Raw genomic sequence first — 25,036 nt, 5'->3', positions numbered from 1 at the left:
ATGAGTTGGATATTAACTGTATTTGTAATAATCCCCGTCCTGATGCTCTGTGGCTTATGGGTAGCCAAGAACGATAATCAGGTACGTGGTGTGATGGTAGCCGGCTCAACGGCACTTTTGATTGGTGCTATCTGGTTGACTGTCTATTTTGTTCAGCAGCGTAATGCTGGTAACCATGATGCAATGCTACTGGCAAACTCTGTGATGTGGTTCAAGCCTATGCATATTGCCTTCTCGGTGGGTGTCGATGGTATCTCTGTTGTGATGATCTTGCTTTCAGCGATTATTGTCTTTACAGGAACCTTTGCTAGCTGGCAACTTGAGCCGATGAAGAAAGAGTATTTCCTTTGGTTTGTACTTTTGGCTTCGGGTGTATTTGGCTTCTTTATCTCAACGGATATGTTCACGATGTTCATGTTCTATGAGGTTGCCCTTATACCTATGTACCTCCTCATCGGTGTATGGGGAACAGGTCCAAAGGAATATTCAGCAATGAAGCTTACTTTGATGTTGATGGGTGGTTCAGCTCTTTTGATATTGGGTATTCTTGGTATCTATTACTTCAGTGGTGCTACCACGATGGATGTAATAGAGTTGGCACGTATGCATGCGATGCCTAAGAATATTCAGAACATCTTCTTCCCATTCGTATTCATTGGCTTTGGTGTTCTTGGAGCTTTATTCCCATTCCATACATGGTCTCCTGACGGTCACGCTTCAGCGCCTACAGCCGTATCAATGCTCCATGCTGGTGTGTTGATGAAGCTTGGTGGCTATGGTTGCTTGCGTATTGCTATGTTCTTGATGCCTGATGCTTTGCAGACATGGGCTCCTATCTTCCTAGTTCTGACAACTATTTCGGTTGTTTATGGTGCGCTCTCTGCATGTGTACAGACTGACTTGAAGTATATCAATGCTTATTCATCAGTATCCCATTGTGGTATGGTACTCTTTGCATTGGTTATGACCACACAGACAGCCATCACGGGTGCAATACTTCAGATGCTTTCTCATGGTTTGATGACAGCCCTGTTCTTTGCATGTATTGGTATGATTTATCATCGTGCTGGAACACGTGACGTACGTTATCTTGGTGGTTTGATGAAGGTTATTCCATTCCTTGCAGTCTCTTATGTAGTAGCAGGTCTTGCTAACCTTGGTCTTCCTGGTTTCTCTGGATTCGTAGCTGAGATGACTATCTTCGTGGGTTCGTTTGAGAATGCAGGCATGTTCCATCGCGTAGCAACAATCATTGCTTGTACAGCGATTGTAATCACAGCGGTTTATATTCTTCGTGTTGTTGGTAAGATACTATTCCAGACCATACCTAACAAGAAGTTCTATGAGTTACACGATGCTACATGGGACGAGCGATTCGCTATTGGTTGCTTGATCTTCTGCGTTGCAGGCTTAGGTCTCTGCCCACTCTTCTTCGAGAATATGATTATTGATGCTGTTCATCCTATATTTGACCACATCATAACATACGTACCAACATTAGGTAATCTTTAATAAACTAGCGTAATGAATTATAGTGATTTCTTTAAGATGATTCCGGAGGCAAGTCTCGTTGCCATCCTGATTGTTTTGTTCGTTGCTGACTTTGCAACGGCAAAGACTGAAGAGCGCAAGTGGTTCAATCCGCTGGCTTCGGTGCTCCTTCTGATAAATACTTTTGTTTGTTTGCTCCCTATGGAAGCACAGACTGCATTTGGTGGTATGTATGTTACCTCTTCTGCTGTAAACGTGATGAAGGCTATCCTTTCTATGGGTACATTCATTGTTGTCCTTCAGAGTCGTGTATGGGCTGCGAAGAGCGGTAAGGAGGGTGAGTTCTATATGCTCATCGTTTCAACATTGCTCGGTATGTTCACCATGATGAGTGCAGGTAACTTCTTGATGTTCTTCCTCGGGCTTGAGATGGCATCAGTTCCTTTGGCATGTGCGGTTGCCTTCGATATGTATCGTAATGACTCTGCGGAAGCTGCAGCTAAGTTTATCTTGACAGCTACCTTCTCAAGTGGCGTAATGCTCTATGGTATTAGCTTCCTTTATGGTGAGTTCGGTACGCTTTATTTTGCTGATATAGCAACTAAGATGCATGCAACCCCACTAACTATCATGGGACTCGTATTCTTCTTTAGTGGTCTTGGCTTCAAGATATCTCTCGTTCCATTCCACTTCTGGACTGCCGATACTTATCAAGGTGCTCCAACAACCGTTACTGGTTATTTGAGCGTGATATCAAAGGGCGCAGCCGCCTTTACATTGTTGAGTATCCTGTTCCATGTCTTTGGTGCAATCGTTGAGTATTGGCACGTATTGTTGATGATAGTCGTTGTACTTTCTATCACCATTGCTAACCTCTTCGCTGTGCGTCAGAATGAGTTGAAACGCTTCATGGCGTTCAGTTCTATCTCTCAGGCAGGTTATATCATGTTGACAGCTATCGGCAACGACTGGGCTAGCTCGGTGAGTGCATTGAGCTATTACGTTCTGATTTATGTTGTTGCTAATATGGCGGTATTCACGATTATCTCTGTTGTAGAGCAGAATAATGGCGGTAAGACTAACATTGACGACTATAATGGTTTCTATCAGACCAACCCACGTCTGAGCTTCTTGATGACTTTAGCAATGTTCTCACTTGGTGGTATTCCTCCATTCGCAGGTATGTTCTCAAAGTTCTTCGTATTTATGTCTGGCGTTAATGGCGCTGATATTAATACCACGATGGGAGCCTGGTCATACGCTGTTGTCTTCATAGCATTGATTAATACAGTTATCTCGCTCTACTACTATTTGAAGATAGTGAAAGCAATGTATATCGTACGCACAGACAATCCATTGCCAACCTTCAAGAGCGATTGCAATACGAAGTTCGCTTTGGCAGTTTGTATGGCAGGCATTCTTCTCTTCGGAGTTTGCAGTTTCGTATATGAGTGGATTGCAGCAGCTGCATAAAGTATATAATTAGAATCTTATTATAAGATGCCCAGGACTTTAATAGTCTTGGGCATTTTTGTTTGAATCCCGATATAAAACAAAGTTTTTATTAAGATTATTTGGCTGAATTAAAAGAAAGCCTTACCTTTGCCGCCGTGAAAGAATTAGCAATGACATATCAAGTGAACGAAGTACTGCAAAGAATTATCCGATTCTTTGCATCTTTTTGCACTTTATCTTTGGTCAATCCAAATAATTTGCTAACACACACACACACACACATTCGCACCTAGCGTCTAATAACACATTTTTTCTTCTCGCATACGCGCGCGCGAAGCGTGCCGTAACCCCTGTAAACAAAGGACTTCTAGGAGTTTCCTTTGTTCGCTTTTTTATGCCCTTTTTTGAACTCCGTTTAGAGCAAAATAAGAACGAAATAACAACTATTTTAATCAATGAAGTAATGAGAAAAAAGCAAGTAAAGAAGAGTTATTCTGCACCAGAGTGTATGATAATTCAGGTAAATGAAGCCACTAATTTGATGGATACGTCTATGCCAGGTCAGCATAATCCAGCCCATCATGGAACTGGTCCTGCTGGAGCGAAAGCAGCAACAATGTGGCAAGAGGAAGAAGAGAGTAGCGACGAACAAAACATCCTTTCTTGGGAAGATTAAGAAACGAGAGTTATAAACAGAATCTAAAAAGACAAAATAATGATGAGAACAAAGCAATTATTAAAAACATATCTATTGTCACTTGTAGCATTTTGTAGTATGGTACTGTCGGTAGTTTCTTGTGTTAGCGAAGATGTAGTACAGAGTGGTACAGGCTCTGACAATGGCGAGAATTTCACCGAGTTTGTTGGTGGTAGACCAGAAACGCGTACAGCGATGAACTATAATGATGGTGCTTTCTATTGGGAAGCGGGCGACAAGATTTACGTGCAGGACGATAACGGTGATTGGCAGGTAAGTAATAATGCTCCAACTGGCAAGGTCGCATCTTTTAAGTTTAAAGTTCCTGGTAAATTCACTGATAAGACATCTTACAAGGTTTATTACCCAGGTAAAAGTGGAACGAACAACAACGTAACTATCCCAGCAGCACAAAGCCAGACGGACCCCAATAGCACTGCACACTTTGGCGTATCTGGCGATTGCGGTACTGCTGATGCAAAAAGAGCAAATAATTTCCATTTTACACTTGACCATCAAACTGCAATTCTCGTATTCGAACCTTTTACGAAGGATACTGTATTCAAGAACTGTTATCTAACCAAGGTCGAGGTTACAGCCGATAATAATATTGCGGGTAATTACACCCTTGATCCTAGCAATGGCGAGATTACGGGCACAGGTAGCGACAAGCAAATCATCCTCACCACTAAAGGTAGCGGTGCATACGCTGATGGTTTTAAGTTGGACAACTCTACCAACAGCACCACAGCTGACAAGCTCTATATGTTTATCAAACCAGGCACACACAAGTTAAAGATTCGTTATTGGTTGAAAGACCTCGTCACCGGTACAGAGGGCACCATCACAAAAGTTCCTGGCTCATTCGTTTACGATAAGAATACCTACTACGACATGACAGCCAACCTTGATATCCGCGCCTATGACGGTGATCATTACTATATGTGGGATGCACAGCAGCAATACTGGTATGGTTATGAATGGACAAAGAACTTGCCAGGAAACACAGGTCAGCCAACACTTAACAACAACAGTTCCTCTAATTACGCCCAGAGCAACGGTGATGTCTCTCGTTGGTATCACGAGGTCGGCAGTTCGGGTAGATTCGATGGTACCCAGTCATGCGTAGGATTTCCAAACGCAAACGAAATGTCTTGGTATATAATGCACGGTGATCCACGTTGGGATGGTGATGAGTTATGGACTACTATGGGTCATTTATATAAAGGTGGTATGTGGTTTAAGAAGAAATCAGTATTGCAGGCAGAGAATCATTACGACACTGAGAAATCCGCCGACGGTTCAACCGATGTTCGTACATCTTTCAAGCGGTACGTTAACTCCAGCAGTAGTATCAATTCAGGTCTCCCATCCGTAGCTGACGCAGATAATTACTTCTACCTGCCCGCCTTGGGGTGCTACTTCTTTGGTAAGCTGGAGCATGTTGGCGATTGGGGTTACTATTGGTCGTCAAGTGCTAATCCGGCACTTGCCAGCGATGCGTACAACCTGTACTTCGACAGTGGGGTCGTCGTCTTGGGTAACAGCAACCGCACCGGTGGGTACAGGACTGACGGGGCGTTTGAGTGATTCTTGCGGTTGTTCGTGGCTTGTTTTGTACCCAACGAATGGGTAGAGTTGTACCCAGCGAAGAAGTACGATCGTACCCAGCGAATGGGTAGGAGTCTACCCAACGGGCAGGGTACGATGCTACCCAGCAGCTGGGTACAAGACGACCCAACCGCTGGGTATAAAACACATGAAAAAAGACATCAAAATGATGTTGATATATTAATCTAATGTTTAATTAAAAACCAAATCAAAATGATTGAATTCAAAGTTGCGCCTCGTAAGGCGACAATGGGAAAAATGAAGGGTAAGACGGTGTATATTGCCGTACCGAAAGGTCAGCAAAAGATCTCGCCCGAAATGGTGTTGGAACGCATTGTTCGTGAAACCTCATTGACGGAAGGTGATGCACGGAACGTGATTATCACGCTGCGTAACATTATCTCGGACTGTGCACGCATGGGGACAGGCTTAGACCTCGGCGACATCTTCTCTTTGCGGGTCAACGTGCCCTCAAAGATGGAGGAAAAAGAGAAGGACGTATGTGCTAAGAGCCTTAAAGCTCCGAGGCTAACATTGACTTGGAAGAGTCCGGTGCGTAAGGCGTTAAAGGAGTTGCAGGTGGATGTGGATAATCCTGCGAGGAAGAAAGGAAAGAAGCCAGAAAGCCCCGACCCTTCTCCAAAAGGAGAAGGGAGTGAAGAGCACCCTGGTCCAGTGGCAGGATAACTTATTGGACACCAATAGTGGTTTAATTAAAAAAGAGACAGAGTTCTATGTTTGAGCTCTGTCTCTTATCGTTATAGTGCATTAATTTCTAATCTTAGAAAGGAAGATCATCCTCTGGGCTTCCTGTACTCTCCTGTGCAGGAGGGAATGGAGCTTGTTGTGCAGCAGGTTGTGCTGGTTGTGGTGTGACAGGGGCAGCCGTTGCTGGTGCACCAGCCATAACAGCGGCAGCATCTACACGCTGAATGTTCCAAGCACGGATGTTATTAAACCAACGACCATTATATTCGTGGGCATCAATATCAAAACTTACGATAACCTCCTCACCAGTCTTAATAGCGAATTGCTCAATTCTATCGGCTCCGAAGACGTTGAAGACCATCTTCTTTGGGTACTGATCATGTGTTTCTATTACGTATTCTTGTGACTTCCATGGTCCACGAGCAGATGTGCCTTCACGGGCAGGAAGAACCGCAATAATTTTTCCTTGTAACTCCATAGTCTACTTTGTTATATGTTTCTTATTTGTTTAAATGTGCTTGCGAAATTAATAAAATAGTTCTAAAAACGGAAACTTTCATACTTAAATTTTGTTTTTCACATCCTTTTTTGTATTTTTGTGCGTTGAAGCGAAGAGCCTATGATATTACTTGTTAATGGTTCTACCTTCGTGATATTAAAGATTGAAATATTAACTAAAATAAGATACCAATGAGGTTTAACCTTTCAAGCACTGCTTTGAGCAGCCGATTGTTGACACTCTCACGAGTAATTAATAGCAAGAATTCACTTCCGATTCTTGATTGTTTCCTCTTCGAGGTACATAACGGACAATTAACGATTACATCTTCTGATAGTGAGAATGTGATGTGTGGAACTTTGATTCTTGATAGTTGTGAAGGGGAAGGAGACTTCGCAGTTAACAATCAGACCATCCTTGATGCTGTGAAAGAACTCCCTGATCAGCCTCTCGCCCTTGATGTGAATTTCAATGAGATGAAGATTTATATCACTTATCAGAATGGCTCTTATAACTTCCCAATTCTCGGTGCTGATGAATATCCAAGAGTGCAGCCAATCTCTGATAATGCGTCTTCTATCACGATAGATGCTGCGAAACTCTCCGATAGTATTAATCGATCAATCTTCGCAACAGCGCAAGATGAGCTTCGCCCAGTGATGAATGGTATTTATTTTGATCTAACAAGTGATAGCCTAGCTATTGTAGCAAGTGATGGTCATAAGCTCGTTAGAAATAAGAACTACTCTATTAAGAGCGAGACTCCGTCAGCTTTTATTCTGCCAAAGAAACCTGCAACATTGTTGAAGACAGTCCTAGCTAAGGATGGAGGTGATGTTGTGATTCGCTTCGACAATCGCTTCGCTGACATTTCATTTGCTGATGGTAATTTGTCTTGTCGACTCATAGAAGGAAAGTATCCTAATTATAATAGTGTTATCCCACAGGACAATCCTAATAGAATTACGATTGATCGCAAATCACTGATTGGTGCTCTGCGTCGTGTGTTACCATTTGCAAGTGATTCGTCACAGCTTATCCGTTTCCATGTTTCTACTGGCTTATTAGAGTTGAATGCTGAAGACATAGACTTCTCTACAAGCGCAAAGGAGAGTGTTACTTGTGAATACGATGGTAATGCAATGAGTATAGGCTTCAAAGGCTCAAGCATGCTTGAGATATTAAATAACCTTGAGAGTGATGATGTAGTTATTCAGTTGGCTGATCCTTCACGAGCTGGCGTTATTGTTCCTGGCGTACAACCAGAGAATGAGGATGTACTCATGTTGATTATGCCAATGCTGTTGAACGAATAATAGGATATTCTACTAATATACATCTTACTGGGGGATGGCTATATCTCTAATAGATAGCCATCTCCTTTCTAATTGTAGTAGGGCTTATAAGCAAGCGTATGAAATTGAATTTGACGAAACCTTTAATAGTATTTGATCTGGAAACGACGGGGCTTGATTTGGTAGCTGATCGTATAATTCAGATCTCATATATTAAAGTATATACTGATGGGAAAGAGGAGAGAGAGAATTTCTTTATTAATCCTGGTAAACCCATTCCTGCACTTGTAACAGAATTGACAGGTATCTCCGATGAGGATGTCGCAGACGCACCAACATTCAAGCAGAAGGCAAAGGAGTTAGCCGATAAGTTCGCAGGTTGCGACTTTGCAGGATTTAACTCTAATCGATTTGATGTGCCAATGCTCGCAGAGGAGTTCTTGCGAGCTGGGATTGATTTCGACTTCTCTAAGTGTAGGTTGATTGATGCACAGAATATCTATCATAAGATGGAACGCCGTAATCTTGCCGCCGCATATAAGTTCTATTGTGGAAGGAAGATGGAAGAAGACTTCGTAGCACATAGGGCAGATCAAGATACAGAAGCTACTTGGCGCGTGTTACAAGGTGAAGTTGCCATGTATGCACCTGGCAATCAAGAGGAAGAGCGTGTCCTCAATAATGATATGGACGAGTTAGCAGAGTTTTCGCGTATGAATGACTTTGTTGATTTTGCTGGGCGTATCGTATGGGAAGATATGAAGGATAAAGATGGTAAGACACTTCTTGATGCCACTGGTAAAGCTCGTAAGCATGAAGTATTCAACTTTGGTAAGTATAAAGGTTGGGATGTAGCAGAAGTATTACACAAAGATCCTGGTTATTATAGTTGGATGTTGGCAAGTGATTTTACTTATAACACAAAGCAGGTGTTGACACGTATTCGTTTACGTGAATTCAGTAACAAATAATGTGATGTTAGAAGGAAAGAAAATAGTTTTAGGTATAACAGGTTCTATAGCCGCATATAAGAGTTGTTTGCTTATACGTGAGCTAATAAAGAAAGGAGCCGAGGTACAGGTCGTCATTACTCCTGCAGGAAAGGAGTTTATAACGCCTATAACCCTCTCCGCACTTACACATAAACCCGTCATTAGTGAGTTCTTTTCTCAGAAGGATGGTACTTGGAACTCTCATGTGGATTTAGGCTTATGGGCTGATACAATGGTAATAGCTCCATGTACAGCTGCATCATTAGGCAAGATGGCAAATGGTGTTGCTGATAATATGCTTATAACGACTTATCTTTCAATGAAGGCACCAGTATTCATAGCCCCTGCAATGGATTTGGATATGTATAAACATCCTTCAACGCAGAAGAATCTTGAGACATTACGTGGCTATGGTAATTATATTATTGAGCCTGCTAATGGCTTTCTTGCGAGTGGATTAGAAGGGAAGGGTAGAATGGAGGAGCCAGAGAATATAGTGAAGTCTTTGGAGTATTTCTTCTCAGAAAGTATTACTTCTAAATATACAGAAAGGAAGGATTTACAAGGTAAGACAATCCTTATTACGGCTGGTCCAACTTATGAGAGACTTGATCCAGTTCGCTTCATCGGTAATTATTCTTCAGGTAAGATGGGATTTGCTTTAGCTGAAGATTGTCTTCAGCGTGGTGCAAAGGTTATCCTTATAGCTGGTCCTGTAAGTTTGACTTGTTCTGCTGCTATAGAGCGAATAGATGTTGAAAGCTGTAATGAAATGTATGATGTTACGGTTAGGGAGTATCCTAAATGTGATGCAGCTATCTTGTGTGCCGCAGTTGCCGATTTCCGTCCACAGCAAATAGCAAATCATAAGATTAAACGAGAAGGGGATAATTTAACGCTCACATTGATACCGACACAAGATATTGCTGCTACTATTGGTAAGATGAAAAGCGAGAAGCAACGTCTTGTGGTATTTGCATTAGAAACAAATGAAGAAGAGCATAATGCACGCAAGAAGTTAGAGAGGAAGAAGGCTGATTTTATTGTGTTGAACTCAACAAGGAATCCTGGTACAACATTTCAATCGGATGATAATCAAATCACAATAATTAGTAAAGATAGAAAGAAGGTTTATGACAAGAAACCAAAGGCAGAAGTGGCTCGTGATATTATTGACGAGCTTGTTAGTTTGCTTTAGCAAGGATATTACTGCACAGGAACTACAAGCGAAAGTAACCATCAATCATAATCAAATTGAGGGCACAGATGCGTCTGTCTTCGAGAATCTTCAACAGACACTGGAACAATTTATCAATACGAGGCAATGGACTCATTATCAGTTTCAAAAGAATGAGCGTATTGCTTGTAACTTCAATATTACAATAAGCAAATATGATGTAAGCAGTAATATGTTTACTTGTACAGCATTGATACAAGCCAATCGTCCTGTTTATAATTCCGCCTATACTTCTACACTTTATAATAATCAAGATGGTGATTTCAATTTTACCTTTGCTCAATATGAACAGCTAGACTTTAATGAGGAGAATATAGATAACCAACTAACAGCTTTAATTGCTTATTATGCTTATCTCATTATAGGATTAGATCTTGATTCTTTCTCACCGATGGGCGGAGAAGATGTATTACTTCGTTGTATGAATTTAACGAATAATGCACAGAATCTGAGCTTCACTGGTTGGAAGGCCTTTGATAGTTCTCGTAACCGGTTTGCTTTCATTAATGATTATTTAGATGGGGCTATGAAGCCCTTTCGTCAACTACAATATGATTACTATAGAACAGGATTAGACGAAATGGCAAATAATGCTGAACGTGGCAGAACGAATATTACGACTGCATTAGAGAACGATTTGAAGAAAGCACATGAGAATCGTCCGATAAGTCTTCTTCCTCAAATATGGACAGACTATAAGAAGGACGAGTTAGCTAATATATATAAAGGTAAAGGTACACAGAAAGAGAAAGAACAAGTTTATGATATTCTCTTCGGAATTAATGCCAGTCAGAATATAACGTGGGATAAGATAAAGCAATAAGTTATCTCTTTCAATCTCTGAACTTAACAATTATCTAAAGTATTAAATATAACTAGCAAGTATATGCTGAAACATCTATATATAAAGAACTTCACTTTAATAGATCAGTTAGATATAGCCTTTCACTCTGGTTTTTCAGTTATAACAGGTGAGACTGGAGCAGGAAAGAGTATTATCCTTGGTGCTATAGGTTTATTGCTGGGCAATAGGGCAGATAGTAAACAGATTAAACAAGGTGAGAAGAAATGTACAATAGAAGCGCATTTTGACTTATCTCATTATGGTTTTGAATCTTTCTTTGAAGACAATGATATTGATTTCGAACCAGAAGATACTATTATACGTCGTGAACTAACTGCTAGTGGCAAATCACGTGCTTTTATTAATGATACTCCCGTCTCCTTACAAATGATGCGCATACTAGGGGAGCAATTGATAGATATCCATTCTCAGCACCAGAACTTACTTTTGCAAAAGGATGATTTCCAATTGAATGTTGTTGATATTATAGCACAGGATAGTACAGCTCTCTCAGCTTATCATTCTTCTTATCAACATTATAAGGAGTCCTTACAGCGTTTGTCTGACCTAAAAGAGCAGATTGCAAAAGCACAGGAGAATGAAGAGTTTATGCGCTTTCAGTTTAATGAACTAGAGAGTGTTGGACTTGTAGAAGGAAGACAGCAGGAACTAGAACAGGAGAGTGAGACTCTATCTCATTCGGAAGATATAAAGACAGCATACTTTAAGGCAGATCATTTATTGAATGATGACGATAATGGAATTATTAATAAGTTAGGAGAATGTCTAGATAGTCTTAGTAATATAGAGAATGTCTATTCAAAAGCAAAGGAAGTGGTACAACGTTTATCGTCTGTTCATATAGAGTTAAAAGATATTTCAACTGAAGTTGGTAGTGAGGTTGAGAATATAGAATTTGATCCATCTCGTCTGGATAGTATCAACCAGCAGCTTGATCAGTTAAACACACTTGAGCAGAAATATCATGTTTCTACAGAAGAGGAGTTGATAGAGATTCGTGATAACATTGCAGAGCAATTACAGAGTATTGATAATAGCGATGAAGAACTTGAATCCTTGACAAAGAAAGTAGATGAGGAACTCAAGTTATGCACGGAGAAAGCTGCTAAGTTAACAGAATTACGTCTTAAAGCTGGTAGGATTGTAGAGAAAGAAATGAGTCAACGATTGATACCTCTTGGTATTCCAAATGTCCGTTTCAAAGTCGATATAACCTCAAAGCCTTTGTCAATGGATGGTGCTGATAAAGTGCAATTCCTATTCTCTGCCAACACAAGTACAGCTATGGAACCTGTTGCACAAGTTGCCTCTGGTGGTGAGATAGCCCGTGTTATGTTGTCTTTGAAAGCAATGATTAGTGGAACTGTAAAACTCCCAACGATTATCTTTGATGAAATAGATACTGGTGTGAGTGGTAAGATTGCTCAGAAAATGGCACTTATCATGCAAGAGATGGGTAATAATAATCGTCAGGTTATTTCGATTACGCATTTACCACAGATTGCGGCATTAGGTAGATCACATTATAAGGTTGAGAAGGAGGAGACGGCAGAAGGAACGCGCAGTCACATGCGAGAATTAAATCAAGAGGAACGTGTCAGTGAGATAGCACAAATGCTTTCAGGTGCAGATATCTCTGATGCTGCTCTTCAGAATGCCCGTGAATTATTAAATCTTGGTCAGAAGTAAATATATAGTCCTTAATTAAACATACGCAATGAAAGAAAGAATGAACATGCGAACAGGAAGTTTCATACTATCTCTTATCTTACTATTGGGAGTTTCTCTCAATGTCTTGGCACAATCTTCAGCTGTGAAGAAAGTGGGCGATGCTGCTTTTACATTAACAACCTTCAAAGCTGATGGTAGTATCTTGGCTACCTCAAATGGTATTTGCATTAGTACTGATGGTGTTGCAGTGAGTCCTTGGAGACCTTTTATAGGGGCTGATAAAGCTGTAATCATTGATGCTAAAGGACAGAAACATGATGTCACTTGTTTACTTGGTGCTAATGAGATCTATGATATTGTGAAGTTCTGCGTTAGTGGAAAGACGAATGCTGCTACTCTTACCAATACTGTTTCTACTGGTGAAGACGCTTGGATCGTACCAATGGCAAAGAGTGGAACTCCAGCAAAGGCTAACGTGTCAAGTGTTGAGAAGTTCATAGATAAGTATAATTATACTATCCTTTCATCTTCTGCAACGGATAAGTTGAATGGTGTTCCTGTCGTAAATACTAAAGGGCAGGTCATAGGACTCTTTAATGCTTCTGGCTCAAATAAGAGTGCAGTTGATGTCAACTATGCAAAGGACTTCACATTGACGGGACTATCTCAAAATGATGCCACAATGAATCAGTGTAATCTTCGAATCGGTTTACCAAGTAAATTAGAGGATGCTCTTGTTGCGTTGATGTTATCTTCAGAGAAGTCGGCAAATATTCATGAGGAAACTATCAATGATTTCATTTCTAAATTCCCACAGGTTGCTGATGGCTACAATTCACAAGCTAATGTATTGATTGGGAAATCAAATTTTATAGAGGCTGATAAAGTGCTACAAATGGCTATTGCGAAAGCAAATATGAAGGATGAGGCTTATTATAATTATGCCAGAGCAATCTATTATAATGCTGTAAATCCAGCAAATAAAGACAAGATGAAGGGAGTTGATTGGACGCTTGATAAGGCTTTAGATCAGGTTAAAAGGGCTTATGCAATCAAACCTCTTAATGCTTATCGTCATCTGCAAGCACAAATTATTTTCGCAAAAGGTGATTATGCAAATGCCTATAATGAGTTTGACGCACTGACGAAGACAGATTTTAATAATCCAGAACTCTATCTTGAAATGGCACAGAGCCGTCAACATCTTGGTGCCTCTGATAAAGAACTCCTTGATTTGCTCAATAAGAGTATAGAACTTTGCGATACTCCTTATGTTGCAACTTCTGCACCTTATTTCTATATGCGTGGTCAGCAACTTGAAAAAATGGGAGAGTATCGTAAAGCAATGCAAGATTATTACACTTATGAATACTTCAATCAAGGACGCCTATCAGCCGATTTCTATTATATGCGTGAACAATGTGAGATAAAGGGGCGTTTATGGCAGCAAGCCTTACAAGATATTCTTATAGCCTCTCGCCTAGATCCCAAAGAAGCATTGTATCCAACTGAGGCTGGTAGTCTGTTGTTACGACTTAATAAAATGGATGCAGCTATCAGTGCAGCTCAACAAGCTATCCAACTTGACCCTTCACAAGCTGATGCTTATTTGATTCTTGGTATAGCCCAATGTGAGAATAAGCAGAAAGAAGAGGGGCTCAAGAATATACAGAAAGCAAAAGAATTAGGTAATTCGCAGGCTGACTCTTTCTTGAAGAAATATCAATAAATATATTTGATAATTTGGCTGTACGGAATTAAATCAGTACCTTTGCACCCATAATGATGGTTCCGTAGCTCAGTTGGATTAGAGCAACAGCCTTCTAAGCTGTGGGTCTTGGGTTCGAACCCCAACGGAATCACCTATTGAAAAAAGTGTCTAAAACATTTGTTTTAGACACTTTTTCTTTTTTATCAACCAGCAATATATTTCTATATTTGTTCGAGATAGGCGGATGCCATTTCTGCACAGCGTTCACCATCAATGCCTGCACTTACGATTCCACCTGCATATCCCGCTCCCTCGGCACAAGGGAAGAGTCCTTCTAATCGAATGTGCATGAGATTCTCACGATTACGTAGGATACGGACGGGCGAACTTGTTCGTGTCTCGGACGCAATCATAACCGCTTCATTTGTTAAGAAGCCATGTGCTTGCTTTCCGAAAGTTTTAAAAGCCTCTTGAAGACGTTTGGTAATGAATGACGGCATCCAGAAGTGGAGTGGACTAGAGATGAGACCTGGCGCATAACTTGCTTTAGGCAGATCATAAGATAGGCGGTTATTCACAAAATCAGCCATACGTTGTGCTGGAGCAGTCTGCTTGCGGTTACCTTGTAACCATGTGTCATGTTCCAATTTCTCTTGATAATGCATGATTCTAAGTAAGTCGTCGCCTTCAACATCCTCTGGATTAAGTTGTACAACCATACCAGAATTAGACCATTGCGTACCACGATTGGCAGGACTCATACCATTTGTTACTGTTTGTTCAGGACCTGTTGCCGAAGGAATGACGAAGCCACCGGGACACATACAGAAAGAATAAACCCCGCGCCCTTGTGCTTGTGTGACAAAAGAATATTCGGCTGTAGGGAGATATTTACCTTTACCATTCTTATTATGGTATTGAATTTGGTCAATCAGATGTGAAGGATGTTCAAGACGAACGCCAACAGCAATACCTTTTGCCTCCATTTCGATATTAGCGTCGGCAAGATAACGATAAACATCACGTGCAGAGTGTCCCGTGGCTAGGATAACAGGACCAAAAAACTCTCGTGTAACGCTAATCGCATTGCGATTGTCAATAGCCTTCACACCTACAACCTTGTTGCCATCTAGTATCAAAGATGTCATTTTGGTTTGGAAATGCACCTCACCACTACAATCGAGAATCGTATTACGCATATTCTCAATCACACGTGGGAGCTTATCTGTACCAATATGTGGATGAGCATCAGCAAGAATAGAAGTCGACGCTCCATGTTGGCAAAATACATTTAGAATTTTATCAACGGGACCACGTTTCTTGCTGCGTGTATATAATTTGCCATCAGAATATGCGCCAGCACCGCCTTCACCAAAGCAATAATTCGATTCGGGGTCTACTTCCTGCGTTTTGGTAATTAAAGCCATATCCAACTTACGATCACGCACATTCTTTCCTCGCTCCAAAACCACAGGGCGCAAACCTAGTTCGATGAGTTTTAAAGATGCGAACAAGCCACCAGGTCCCTCACCAACGACTATAACAGAGGGTTTATTGCTAACATCCTGATATTCTGTCTTCACATAAGCATCATCCTGTGGGAACTCATTTACATAGACACGCACCTTCAGATTCACATAAATATCACGATGTCGTGCATCAATCGACCGCTTTAGAACCCTTACTCGATAAATAGTTTCGGGATCAAATCCTTTTTCTTGAGCAAGATATGCCTTTAAATTAGCCTCATTGTATGCAACTTGTGGTAAGACTCGTATCTGGAATTCCTCTGTCATATTGCTTTCTTTTTAGCGCAAAATTAGGTAAATATATCGAGAAAATCGTTGGCTATTGCAATATTTCTTATTATTTTTGCCCATAAGTTTTGTATTTCCTCCATTGTAAGGCGGATACCAAATAATAACCAACACATAAATCAGTAATGAAAGTATTAAAGTTTGGTGGAACATCCGTAGGTTCCGTATCAAGTATTCTTAGTTTAAAGCAGATAGTTGAGAAAGAAGCAAAGCACCAATCAATTATTGTTGTAGTGAGTGCTTTGGGGGGAATAACTGATCAGTTGATTAAAACCTCGTTGCTAGCTCGTGAAGGAGACGAAAGTTGGCGCAAAGAATTTGATGCGATGGTCGATCGTCATCATAAGATGATAGACACAATCATTACTGATACTAGCGAGCGAGAGCTGTTATTCAATAAGGTTGATACCCTCTTTGAGCAACTTCAGTCTATATATTATGGTGTATTCCTCATACATGATCTCAGTCATAAAACGCAAGATACGATAGAAAGTTATGGTGAACGATTGAGTTCTAATATTGTGGCATCACTTATCCGTGGTTCTAAATGGATGGATGCACGTAAGTTTATTAAGACTGAGAAGGAACATGGAAGGCAAAGGCTTGATACAGAACTCACCAATCAATTAGTAAAAGATACTTTCAAAAGCCTACCACGTATCTCGATTGTCCCGGGATTTATTGCAGAAGATCGTGATACGGGAGATATAACGAACTTAGGAAGGGGCGGAAGTGACTATACGGCTTCCATTCTTGCTGCTGCGCTCGATGCAGAAGTCTTAGAGATTTGGACAGATGTGGATGGTTTTATGACCGCCGACCCACGTGTTATCAAGGAAGCCTATACCATCAACGAACTTTCTTATGCGGAGGCGATGGAGTTAAGCAACTTCGGTGCAAAGGTAATCTACCCGCCAACCATCTATCCCGTATGCGTAAAAAACATCCCCATCAGGGTGAAAAACACTTTCAATCCTCAGGGAAAAGGGACGATTATCAAATCGAGTATAGAGAACAATCAGAAGCCTATCAAAGGAATCTCCTCTATTAAAGCCACAACCGTCATTACGGTCACCGGACTTTCAATGGTGGGAGTTGTCGGTGTGAATCGTCGTATCTTTAGTTCGCTGGCTGCAAATGGTATCAGCGTATTCTTAGTTTCTCAAGCAGCGTCAGAGAATAACACGTCAATTGGTGTTAAGGATGAGGATGCTGTCAATGCCGTTAACGTCTTAAATGAGGAATTTAAACTCGAAATTGAGGATGGGCGTATGTTCCCGATGTATGCCGAAAGCGGCTTAGCGACGGTTGCTATCGTTGGAGAGAATATGAAGCACTCGCCGGGCATAACAGGAAAATTGTTTGGAACGCTAGGACGTTCGGGTATAAGCATTATTGCCATTGCCCAAGGTGCATCAGAGATGAACATCTCTTTTGTAGTGAAAGGCTCCGATTTGAGGAAATCTTTGAACGTATTACATGATTCGTTTTTCCTATCCGAATACAAGGTTCTCAACCTTTTTATATGTGGTGTTGGAACTGTTGGTGGTAAGCTTATCGAACAAATAAAGAAACAATACGAAGAATTGAAGCTACATTCTAATCTGAAACTGAATGTTGTTGGCATTGCTTCGTCCCGTAATGCTATCTTTAATCGTGAAGGTTTAGACCTTGATCATTATTCGGAAGAGCTAAAAGCGAGCGAACCTTCGAACCCAGAGAAGCTGCGTGATTCGATTTTACAGATGAATATTTTTAATTCTGTATTCGTGGATTGCACTGCCTCAAAGGATGTTGCCGACTTGTATCAATCTTTGTTAGAGAATAATATATCCGTCGTTGCAGCTAACAAGATAGCTGCTTCGGGATCATTTGAAGAATATGAATTACTGAAACGTACCGCCTTACAACGTGGTGTGAAATTCCGTTTTGAGACAAACGTTGGTGCTGGTTTGCCAATCATTGGTACGATCAACGATTTACGTAATTCGGGTGATAAGATTCTAAAGATAGAAGCAGTCCTATCGGGCACACTTAATTTTATTTTTAATGAGATTAATGCGGATGTTCCTTTCTCCGAAACCGTGAAACGAGCAAAGGAACAAGGCTATAGTGAGCCTGATCCTCGCATAGATTTGAGTGGAAAGGACGTCATTCGCAAGCTGGTTATCCTTACGCGTGAGGCTGGTTACAAGGTAAATCAAGAGGATGTTGAGAAAAATCTCTTTGTGCCTGACGAGTTTTTCAAGGGCTCTTTGGAGGATTTCTGGAAGAATTTGCCCAATCTTGATACTGATTTTGAGCAACGCCGACAAAGACTTTCCGAAGAAGGCAAGCGATGGCGTTTCGTAGCGACTATGGATAATGGTCGGACGAGTGTAGCGTTAAAGGAGGTAGCTGCTAATCATCCGTTCTATAATCTAGAAGGTTCAAATAATATCGTCCTATTGACGACGGAACGTTATAAGGAGTATCCCATGCAAATACAGGGATATGGTGCAGGAGCCTCAGTGACGGCTGCAGGTGTTTTTGCGAACATTATGAGTATCGCCAATATATAAAAGGTGTAATTCGTAATAGATGAATAGAATTTCATCATTCCCAAACCAGCGATTAGTAACGATTAAAATCAAGGGCAGACGGTTTCGTCTGCCCTTAATTCATACAGGATATGATTGAAATATCTTTTACATTCAGTTTTTCCATTCTAGCATTTTTGTAACGCAATTATAGGATTTTTCTGGCGTATATATTGGCTTTTTGTAAAACGTACCTCCGTTTTTAGTGAAACGTACCTCCATTTTTAGTAAAACGTACCTCCGTTTTTGATGAAACGTACCTCCATTTTTAGTAAAACATACCTCCGTTTTTAATAAAACGATAGTACTTTTTACCTAAAACGATACTACTTTTTGCCCAAAATGATAGTATGTTTTATTCAGAAGTAAGCATGATTTTTGTAAAATATTGTATATCAGATTGTTATAAAGGACTAATGAAATCCTCTCAAAAATTGTATATTTGAACGGGAATAAAGGTTGGTTGATTAAAAACGCAAATACAGCGTTGCAATTAGCAATATATTATTACAAAGTGCGAGAGCTATCCTTTTGTAAAAATCCTCCCTTGGGAAGTTATTATTCGATGAGGCTCGACTGACAATCCCTGCCGTTTGCCAGTCGAGTTTGATAAATCAAATCAGTTTTTTAACCGATGTTGTCGAAGAAAGTTTAAATAGGCTTCCCATCGGACAAACAAAGCGGCAGTAGGGACGCGGTACGAAGATTGACAATACAAGGAATAGGATTGCAATGAGAATGACAATCCAACCTGTTGATTGGAAGATGAAGGCAACGAACAATTCATAGTCCATCCATTTCGACCATACGCCTGCTAACATCAGAATCATTAGAACCCAGAATAAAATTTTACGGAAGTGATCTAGGTTTTGCACCAGTCGTTTACTCATTTTCCATTTATGATGATTCGTCATTCCTACTAATTCTTGTGCTGCACCATAGGGACAAACATTTGAACAGTAATAATTCTTTTTGCCAAATAGGGGGTAGATAAAGGCGGTAATGAGCATTACGATTGGAATGAGTGATAGCCAAAAATTGATACCACCAGACATGAATCCGACAAGAACCGACCATGAAATGAAGGTTCCGCTCCATAGTCCTAAGATGGCAACATTTAATAAAAGTTGGAAAATGCGATAGCGTTTATTTTTTACAAACAGAGGAATGATAGCCGCCATTAGGACGACCAGCAAACCGATAAGCGACTTTGCCCGCAAATCCATCTTATCGAAGAGCGAAGGGCGTTCCATGTTTTTAGAAGCATATAATAGTCCCGCCTTCATATTTCCTATGATTCCACGAGACGAATAGGTAGCTCCTGTCACACCGTCTACTTTCATTGCGAGTGCTTGCTTCGGCGTTTTGCCATTCCAACGGGTCAATAACTCGCTAGCCTCTTGGAAGAAATCAGGTGTCTCAGAGTTTTTTAATGCTTTTACCTTATCAATTTTACCTTTCTTTATATAGATTTCTAGTGGAACAGCCCCGCCGAATCCCTTTACGTCCTTAGCAAGATAAGTGGTATTAATAATGATTGTGCCATCATCTAATGTTCGGAGCGTATCAATTTTATTGGTTTTTGCAGTTTTTTCTTTATTAAATAAGCTATCTCCCCATAGCTTTCCATCTCGTTGTACGGCTGCAACCGCGATTACCAAAATACATGTAATCAATATAAATACTTGCTGTAACTTCTTCATAAATATATCCTAAACATCTAAGAATTGCGTTGCAAAAATACAAATTAATAATTTCTCACCTTTTATTATTATATAGATATAAGTTTGCTTATTCATAGTTTAACTTTGTTAACGATGTTTTAACAGGTTAAGCTTGTTGGTGAGTTTATTTCTTTGTACATTTGCGCAATCCATAAGATGAATACCTAAATCGATAATTTATCGTTGAGAAGTACAAATTAAAACCTAAACAAATATGAATAACAAAAGAACTTGCCTATATGACAAACATGTCGCATTGGGCGCACTAATCACACCATTTGCTGGTTTTGATATGCCAATTCAGTATACTGGCATTACGGAAGAACATAACGCTGTAAGAGAACACTGTGGAGTTTTTGATGTTTCTCACATGGGAGAAGTGCTTGTTACTGGGCATGATGCAGAGAAATATATCAATCATATCTTCACAAATGATGTGACGGGGCTACCTGCAGGCAAGGTGTTATACGGAATGATGTGTTATCCAGATGGTGGAGTAGTAGATGATACTTGTATTTGCAAACTAGATGATCAAGTATTTCTCATGACAATCAATGCGTCAAATATAGAAAAGGACGTGGCATGGATTGAGGAAAACGCGAAAGGATATGATGTTATTCTAGAAAATAAGAGTGAGGCTTACGGACAATTAGCTTTGCAAGGTCCAGAAGCAGAAGAGAAAATGGAGAGCGTCTTAGGACTTAGTACGAAAGAATTGAAGTTCTATGAAGTGAGACAAGTAAAGGTAGGTGACGAAATTATTATTGTTTCTCGCACGGGTTATACAGGAGAAGATGGTTTTGAAATCTATGGTTCTCCCCAATATATCAATGAAGCATGGGATAAACTCATAGCAGCTGGCGTTACACCTTGTGGGCTTGGCTGTCGCGATACATTGCGTTTTGAGGTAGGACTCCCTTTGTATGGTAATGAATTAACAGATAAAATCTCTCCTGTCATGGCAGGTTTATCTATGTTTGTTAAGTTGGATAAAGAAGAGTTCATAGGAAAAGAAGCACTTCAAAAGCAGAAAACAGAGGGAGTAAGCCAGCGTCTTCGTGGTATTGTTCTAGATGCCAACGCTATTCCTCGTCATGGATATAAGGTGCTGAAGGATGGAGAAGAGGTAGGCGTGGTAACAACTGGCTATCGCTTAATATCCACACCAAAGAGTTGTGCTGTAGCTTTGGTTGATGGTTCTATCCAGTTGGGCGATAAGTTAGAGATACAAATCCGAAAGAAATCATTCTCTGGAGTGGTTGCTAAAAAGAAATTCTACGATAAGCATTATAAGAAGTAATGCTTTTATAAGATATGATTTGAATTAAAAACCTAAAAAATAAATTATTATGACTAAAGTAGTTGAAGGACTCTATTATTCAGAGTCACACGAGTTCGTTAAAGTTGCAGGTAATGTTGGTTATATCGGTATCACTGATTATGCACAGCATGCGTTAGGTAATATCGTTTATGTCGATATGCCAGAAGTAGATGATGAGATTGAAGTTGATGAAGATTTCGGCGCAATAGAGAGTGTGAAAGCAGCATCCGACCTTAAAGCTCCCGTTTCTGGTAAAGTTTTAGAAATCAATGAGGCTTTAGAGGATGAACCAGGTTTGCTAAACAAAGATGCTTTTGATAATTGGATTATAAAGGTGGAACTTTCTGATACATCAGAATTGAAAGATCTTATGGATTCCAAAGCTTACGAAGAGTTCTGTTCTGAAGATTAAAGATAGATAAGGATTATTTTCTAATTACGTTCTTATTAAGAAGAATACCAGATAAATGGTTTTATCTATATCATACACCTAAACAACTCTATACGAAATGAACCATAAGTTTTTTCCTCATACAAATGAAGAGGTTCGGCAAATGCTAGAGCGAATCGGCTTCAATGATCTTGAAATGCTCTATTCGGAAATACCTGAAGAGATCCGCTTTACAGGAGAATACGATATTCCGAATGCTATGAGCGAACTTGAGATACGTTCTTTTTTTGATAAACTCGGAAAAAAGAACAATATGCTTACTTGCTTTGCTGGTGGGGGAGTATATGACCATTATACCCCAAGTGCTGTTCCAAATCTTGTGAGTCGCTCAGAATTCCTCACTTCTTATACGCCTTATCAAGCCGAAATTTCTCAAGGAACACTTCATTATATCTTTGAATTTCAGAGTATGATGGCGGAGTTAACAGGTATGGATATTGCCAACGCCTCAATGTATGAAGGAACTACCGCTACAGCTGAAGCCATGATGGTGGCTTTCGATAATAGTAAAAAAGCTGATACTATCCTTTATTCTGCTGCTTTGAATGAGAATATTATAGCGGTATTAAAGACTTATGCGTTCTTTCATGGAGTTAAACTTAAGGCTATTGAGACGACAGAAGGTACCACCTCGCTTGATGAATTGAAAAAGCAAATGGCAGTAGGAGGTATTGCGGGTGTTATCGTTCAACAGCCTAATCGCTATGGTATAATAGAAGATTTTACTGGTTTCGCTGATGTTTGTCACGAGAATAAAGCTATGTTTATTATCAACAGTGTTGCTTCTGATCTAGCTTTGCTTAAGACTCCTGGAGAATGGGGAGCAGATCTTGCTGTTGGTGATATTCAAAGTCTTGGATTACCAATGAGCTTTGGTGGACCTTATGCTGGTTATATGTGTTCTACTCAGAAGTTAATGCGTAAACTTCCAGGACGTATTGTTGGTGAGACGCGTGATAATCGTGGACAACGTGTGTTTGTTCTTACACTTCAAGCACGCGAACAACATATTCGTCGCCAGAAAGCAACATCAAATATCTGCTCGAACCAAAGTTTGATGGCTCTATATGCAACAATTTATATGAGTCTTATGGGGAAAGAAGGTATGAAAGAGGCGGCTCAGTTAAGTTATGATGGTGCTCATTATCTTTGTGAAAAGCTTATTAGTACGGGTAAAGCTAAGTTAGTTTACAATAAAGAATTCTTTAATGAGTTCCTCGTTGAAATACAAGATAGGGATGCTTTCTTTGATAAGGCAATAGAAAAAGGTTTTCTCCCAGGTATAAAAGTTGGGAAAGATAAGCTCCTTATTGCTGTTACAGAGAAGCGTACAAAGGATGAGGTCGATTCCTTTATTGAATTATTCTAGTTATATAATGTCTAAATCATAAGTTGCAATGAATAATAAGTTATATGGCAATCTAATATTTGAGTTGTCTCATCCCGGTAGACGTGCTTATAGTTTACCTGAAAATAATTTTGGAAGTTATAATTTGCCATTATCATGTAAACGAGAAAAGGATGCGGAACTTCCTGAATGTGACGAACTCACAGTAGTTAGGCATTATACAAATCATAGTGGAAATAACTTCGGAGTGGATAACGGGTTCTATCCTCTTGGTTCTTGTACAATGAAGTATAATCCAACGATTAATGAAGAAATTGCCGCAATGCCTTCCTTTACAGGACTTCATCCTCGTCAACCTATTGAAACGGTGCAAGGTGCTTTGGAAATTGAATATAATATTCAGCGTGCATTAGCATCAATTACGGGTATGGCTGATGTAACGCTCAACCCTTATGCAGGTGCTCATGGTGAATTAACAGGATTGATGATTATTTCTTCCTATCATCTTCAACGTGGAGATACTAAGCGCAAAAAAGTTATAGTACCGGATTCTGCTCATGGAACAAATCCTGCTTCTGCAGCTGTATGTGGTCTTGAAGTCGTTGAAGTGAAAAGTACAGAGAATGGACTCGTCGATCTTGATGATCTTAAGAAACTATTGGGGGATGATATTGCTGGTATGATGATGACGAATCCCAATACTCTTGGATTGTTTGAAAAGGATATTCCTGAAATAGCACAACTAGTGCATGATTGTGGAGGATTATTATATTATGATGGTGCTAACCTTAATCCATTGTTAGGAATAGCGCGTCCAGGCGATATGGGATTTGATGTTATCCATCTTAACCTTCACAAAACATTCTCGACTCCTCATGGTGGTGGTGGTCCTGGCTCTGGTCCTGTCGGTGTTTGTGAGAAGTTAATACCATTCCTTCCTAAGCCTCACGTATGTAAAAGCGATGAGGGTTTTTATATAGCAGAATCAAAGTTGGACGAAGAGGAATCTCTTGGTAATATCCATATTGGAGGTTATTTAGGTAATTTCCTTGTTATTCTTCGTGCCTATACATATATACTTACTTTAGGAAAGAATCATATAAAGGAAGTAGGCTTATTGGCGACATTAAATGCTAATTACATAAAAGAAAGCCTGAAAGATGATTATGAGCTTCCTATAGATATGCTCTGTAAACATGAATTTGTGTTTGATGGATTAAAAGATAAGAGTACGGGAATAACGACGATGGATGTTGCTAAACGTCTTTTGGATTATGGTTATCATGCTCCTACAATTTACTTCCCTCTCTTATTCCATGAGGCCATGATGATTGAACCAACAGAGAATGAAAGTAAAGAAACCATAGATGGATTCATTAAGACAATGCATATCATAGCTAAGGAAGCAATAGAGAGTCCAGAACTTTTGAAAGAGGCTCCGCACAATACTCCTATTGGAAGAGTGGATGATGTCCTTGCAGCAAAACATCCTATCTTGACCTATCAACAGCTTATTAATGATGAGAGTGAAGAATCTTAATTTGTGTTTGTGAAAAGTCTATAT

At 40.0% G+C, this 25,036-nt stretch carries 20 protein-coding genes and 1 tRNA gene; 18 read left to right on the top strand and 3 right to left on the bottom strand.

Going from position 1 to position 25,036, the window contains the following annotated elements; genetic code table 11:
• From O3603_RS05260 to O3603_RS05235, 6 genes are all read left to right on the top strand, one after another.
• A complete protein-coding gene (locus tag O3603_RS05260) occupies positions 1-1,512 on the top strand; it encodes a NuoM family protein (RefSeq protein ID WP_155715940.1) in 1,512 nt (503 codons plus the stop codon).
• 12 nt (positions 1,513-1,524) lie between these two features.
• Entirely contained in the window at positions 1,525-2,964 is a 1,440-nt protein-coding gene (locus O3603_RS05255) for an NADH-quinone oxidoreductase subunit N (protein ID WP_371521287.1), read from the top strand.
• A gap of 445 nt (positions 2,965-3,409) precedes the next feature.
• Positions 3,410-3,622: a hypothetical protein gene (locus tag O3603_RS05250; RefSeq protein ID WP_371521285.1), complete on the top strand. Its 213-nt coding sequence runs from the start codon at positions 3,410-3,412 to the stop codon at positions 3,620-3,622.
• Positions 3,623-3,661: 39 nt separating this feature from the next.
• Positions 3,662-5,233 (top strand): hypothetical protein, encoded by a 1,572-nt coding sequence (locus O3603_RS05245; protein ID WP_371521283.1) that lies wholly within the window; start codon positions 3,662-3,664, stop codon positions 5,231-5,233.
• Between the two features lie 15 nt (positions 5,234-5,248).
• Complete coding sequence (locus O3603_RS05240; RefSeq protein ID WP_371521279.1) at positions 5,249-5,443, top strand: hypothetical protein; 195 nt, start codon at positions 5,249-5,251, stop codon at positions 5,441-5,443.
• Positions 5,444-5,467: 24 nt separating this feature from the next.
• Entirely contained in the window at positions 5,468-5,941 is a 474-nt protein-coding gene (locus O3603_RS05235) for a DNA-binding protein (protein ID WP_371521276.1), read from the top strand.
• A 94-nt stretch (positions 5,942-6,035) separates the two neighbouring features.
• Here O3603_RS05235 and O3603_RS05230 read toward each other — a convergent pair whose 3' ends face one another.
• Positions 6,036-6,440, bottom strand: coding sequence for a DUF3127 domain-containing protein (locus tag O3603_RS05230; protein ID WP_371521273.1), 405 nt, complete (start codon positions 6,438-6,440; stop codon positions 6,036-6,038).
• 212 nt (positions 6,441-6,652) lie between these two features.
• Here O3603_RS05230 and dnaN point away from each other — a divergent pair, with 212 nt between their 5' ends.
• The 7 genes from dnaN (at position 6,653) to O3603_RS05195 (ending at position 14,383) form a co-directional block, all read left to right on the top strand.
• A complete protein-coding gene (dnaN, locus tag O3603_RS05225; protein WP_371521270.1) occupies positions 6,653-7,777 on the top strand; it encodes a DNA polymerase III subunit beta in 1,125 nt (374 codons plus the stop codon).
• A gap of 98 nt (positions 7,778-7,875) precedes the next feature.
• The gene (locus tag O3603_RS05220) at positions 7,876-8,727 is read left to right on the top strand and encodes an exonuclease domain-containing protein (RefSeq protein ID WP_371521268.1); all 852 of its coding nucleotides are present in this window, start codon (positions 7,876-7,878) and stop codon (positions 8,725-8,727) included.
• Positions 8,728-8,731: 4 nt separating this feature from the next.
• Positions 8,732-9,946, top strand: coding sequence for a bifunctional phosphopantothenoylcysteine decarboxylase/phosphopantothenate--cysteine ligase CoaBC (gene coaBC, locus O3603_RS05215; protein ID WP_371521265.1), 1,215 nt, complete (start codon positions 8,732-8,734; stop codon positions 9,944-9,946).
• On the top strand, positions 9,882-10,808 hold the full coding sequence (locus tag O3603_RS05210; protein WP_371521263.1) for a DUF4835 family protein: 927 nt from the start codon (positions 9,882-9,884) through the stop codon (positions 10,806-10,808). The genes coaBC and O3603_RS05210 overlap by 65 nt, the downstream gene beginning before the upstream one ends.
• Positions 10,809-10,871: 63 nt before the next feature.
• On the top strand, positions 10,872-12,539 hold the full coding sequence (recN, locus tag O3603_RS05205; protein WP_371521260.1) for a DNA repair protein RecN: 1,668 nt from the start codon (positions 10,872-10,874) through the stop codon (positions 12,537-12,539).
• 28 nt (positions 12,540-12,567) lie between these two features.
• Entirely contained in the window at positions 12,568-14,250 is a 1,683-nt protein-coding gene (locus O3603_RS05200; protein WP_371521257.1) for a serine protease, read from the top strand.
• Positions 14,251-14,308: 58 nt separating this feature from the next.
• Positions 14,309-14,383, top strand: a tRNA-Arg gene (locus O3603_RS05195).
• A 70-nt stretch (positions 14,384-14,453) separates the two neighbouring features.
• On the opposite strand, the gene O3603_RS05190 is transcribed toward O3603_RS05195, so the two are convergent.
• Positions 14,454-16,028: an NAD(P)/FAD-dependent oxidoreductase gene (locus O3603_RS05190; RefSeq protein WP_371521254.1), complete on the bottom strand. Its 1,575-nt coding sequence runs from the start codon at positions 16,026-16,028 to the stop codon at positions 14,454-14,456.
• 146 nt (positions 16,029-16,174) lie between these two features.
• Between O3603_RS05190 and thrA the strand changes: the two genes are divergently transcribed.
• Positions 16,175-18,610, top strand: a complete 2,436-nt coding sequence (gene thrA / locus O3603_RS05185) for a bifunctional aspartate kinase/homoserine dehydrogenase I (protein WP_311453344.1) — start codon at positions 16,175-16,177, stop codon at positions 18,608-18,610.
• A 632-nt stretch (positions 18,611-19,242) separates the two neighbouring features.
• Here thrA and O3603_RS05180 read toward each other — a convergent pair.
• On the bottom strand, positions 19,243-20,331 hold the full coding sequence (locus O3603_RS05180; protein ID WP_371521251.1) for a 4Fe-4S binding protein: 1,089 nt from the start codon (positions 20,329-20,331) through the stop codon (positions 19,243-19,245).
• A 235-nt stretch (positions 20,332-20,566) separates the two neighbouring features.
• Between O3603_RS05180 and gcvT the strand changes: the two genes are divergently transcribed.
• From gcvT to gcvPB, 4 genes are all read left to right on the top strand, one after another.
• On the top strand, positions 20,567-21,652 hold the full coding sequence (gcvT, locus tag O3603_RS05175) for a glycine cleavage system aminomethyltransferase GcvT (RefSeq protein ID WP_314517327.1): 1,086 nt from the start codon (positions 20,567-20,569) through the stop codon (positions 21,650-21,652).
• A 49-nt stretch (positions 21,653-21,701) separates the two neighbouring features.
• Positions 21,702-22,085: a glycine cleavage system protein GcvH gene (gene gcvH / locus O3603_RS05170; protein WP_009434089.1), complete on the top strand. Its 384-nt coding sequence runs from the start codon at positions 21,702-21,704 to the stop codon at positions 22,083-22,085.
• Positions 22,086-22,182: 97 nt separating this feature from the next.
• Positions 22,183-23,493, top strand: coding sequence for an aminomethyl-transferring glycine dehydrogenase subunit GcvPA (gene gcvPA / locus O3603_RS05165; RefSeq protein ID WP_371521247.1), 1,311 nt, complete (start codon positions 22,183-22,185; stop codon positions 23,491-23,493).
• 28 nt (positions 23,494-23,521) lie between these two features.
• Entirely contained in the window at positions 23,522-25,012 is a 1,491-nt protein-coding gene (gcvPB, locus tag O3603_RS05160) for an aminomethyl-transferring glycine dehydrogenase subunit GcvPB (RefSeq protein ID WP_371521244.1), read from the top strand.
• Positions 25,013-25,036: the final 24 nt, after the last annotated feature.

The sequence above is a fragment of the Prevotella sp. 20925_1_30 genome (assembly GCF_041433025.1).
Taxonomy (GTDB): domain Bacteria; phylum Bacteroidota; class Bacteroidia; order Bacteroidales; family Bacteroidaceae; genus Prevotella; species Prevotella vespertina.
This window is presented reverse-complemented; position numbering and strand designations above follow the sequence as displayed.

Excerpts from the sequence above, each read along its gene's own strand:
- O3603_RS05220 (WP_371521268.1), top strand. The coding sequence starts at position 7,876 with ATGAAATTGAATTTGACGAAACCTTTAATAGTATTTGATCTGGAAACG.
- recN (WP_371521260.1), top strand. The coding sequence starts at position 10,872 with ATGCTGAAACATCTATATATAAAGAACTTCACTTTAATAGATCAGTTA.
- O3603_RS05250 (WP_371521285.1), top strand. The coding sequence starts at position 3,410 with ATGAGAAAAAAGCAAGTAAAGAAGAGTTATTCTGCACCAGAGTGTATG.
- O3603_RS05210 (WP_371521263.1), top strand. The coding sequence starts at position 9,882 with ATGACAAGAAACCAAAGGCAGAAGTGGCTCGTGATATTATTGACGAGC.
- gcvT (WP_314517327.1), top strand. The coding sequence starts at position 20,567 with ATGAATAACAAAAGAACTTGCCTATATGACAAACATGTCGCATTGGGC.
- O3603_RS05190 (WP_371521254.1), bottom strand. The coding sequence starts at position 16,028 with ATGACAGAGGAATTCCAGATACGAGTCTTACCACAAGTTGCATACAAT.
- O3603_RS05255 (WP_371521287.1), top strand. The coding sequence starts at position 1,525 with ATGAATTATAGTGATTTCTTTAAGATGATTCCGGAGGCAAGTCTCGTT.
- O3603_RS05260 (WP_155715940.1), top strand. The coding sequence starts at position 1 with ATGAGTTGGATATTAACTGTATTTGTAATAATCCCCGTCCTGATGCTC.
- O3603_RS05180 (WP_371521251.1), bottom strand. The coding sequence starts at position 20,331 with ATGAAGAAGTTACAGCAAGTATTTATATTGATTACATGTATTTTGGTA.
- O3603_RS05230 (WP_371521273.1), bottom strand. The coding sequence starts at position 6,440 with ATGGAGTTACAAGGAAAAATTATTGCGGTTCTTCCTGCCCGTGAAGGC.
- gcvH (WP_009434089.1), top strand. The coding sequence starts at position 21,702 with ATGACTAAAGTAGTTGAAGGACTCTATTATTCAGAGTCACACGAGTTC.
- O3603_RS05245 (WP_371521283.1), top strand. The coding sequence starts at position 3,662 with ATGATGAGAACAAAGCAATTATTAAAAACATATCTATTGTCACTTGTA.
- thrA (WP_311453344.1), top strand. The coding sequence starts at position 16,175 with ATGAAAGTATTAAAGTTTGGTGGAACATCCGTAGGTTCCGTATCAAGT.
- O3603_RS05200 (WP_371521257.1), top strand. The coding sequence starts at position 12,568 with ATGAAAGAAAGAATGAACATGCGAACAGGAAGTTTCATACTATCTCTT.
- O3603_RS05235 (WP_371521276.1), top strand. The coding sequence starts at position 5,468 with ATGATTGAATTCAAAGTTGCGCCTCGTAAGGCGACAATGGGAAAAATG.
- coaBC (WP_371521265.1), top strand. The coding sequence starts at position 8,732 with ATGTTAGAAGGAAAGAAAATAGTTTTAGGTATAACAGGTTCTATAGCC.
- gcvPB (WP_371521244.1), top strand. The coding sequence starts at position 23,522 with ATGAATAATAAGTTATATGGCAATCTAATATTTGAGTTGTCTCATCCC.
- gcvPA (WP_371521247.1), top strand. The coding sequence starts at position 22,183 with ATGAACCATAAGTTTTTTCCTCATACAAATGAAGAGGTTCGGCAAATG.
- dnaN (WP_371521270.1), top strand. The coding sequence starts at position 6,653 with ATGAGGTTTAACCTTTCAAGCACTGCTTTGAGCAGCCGATTGTTGACA.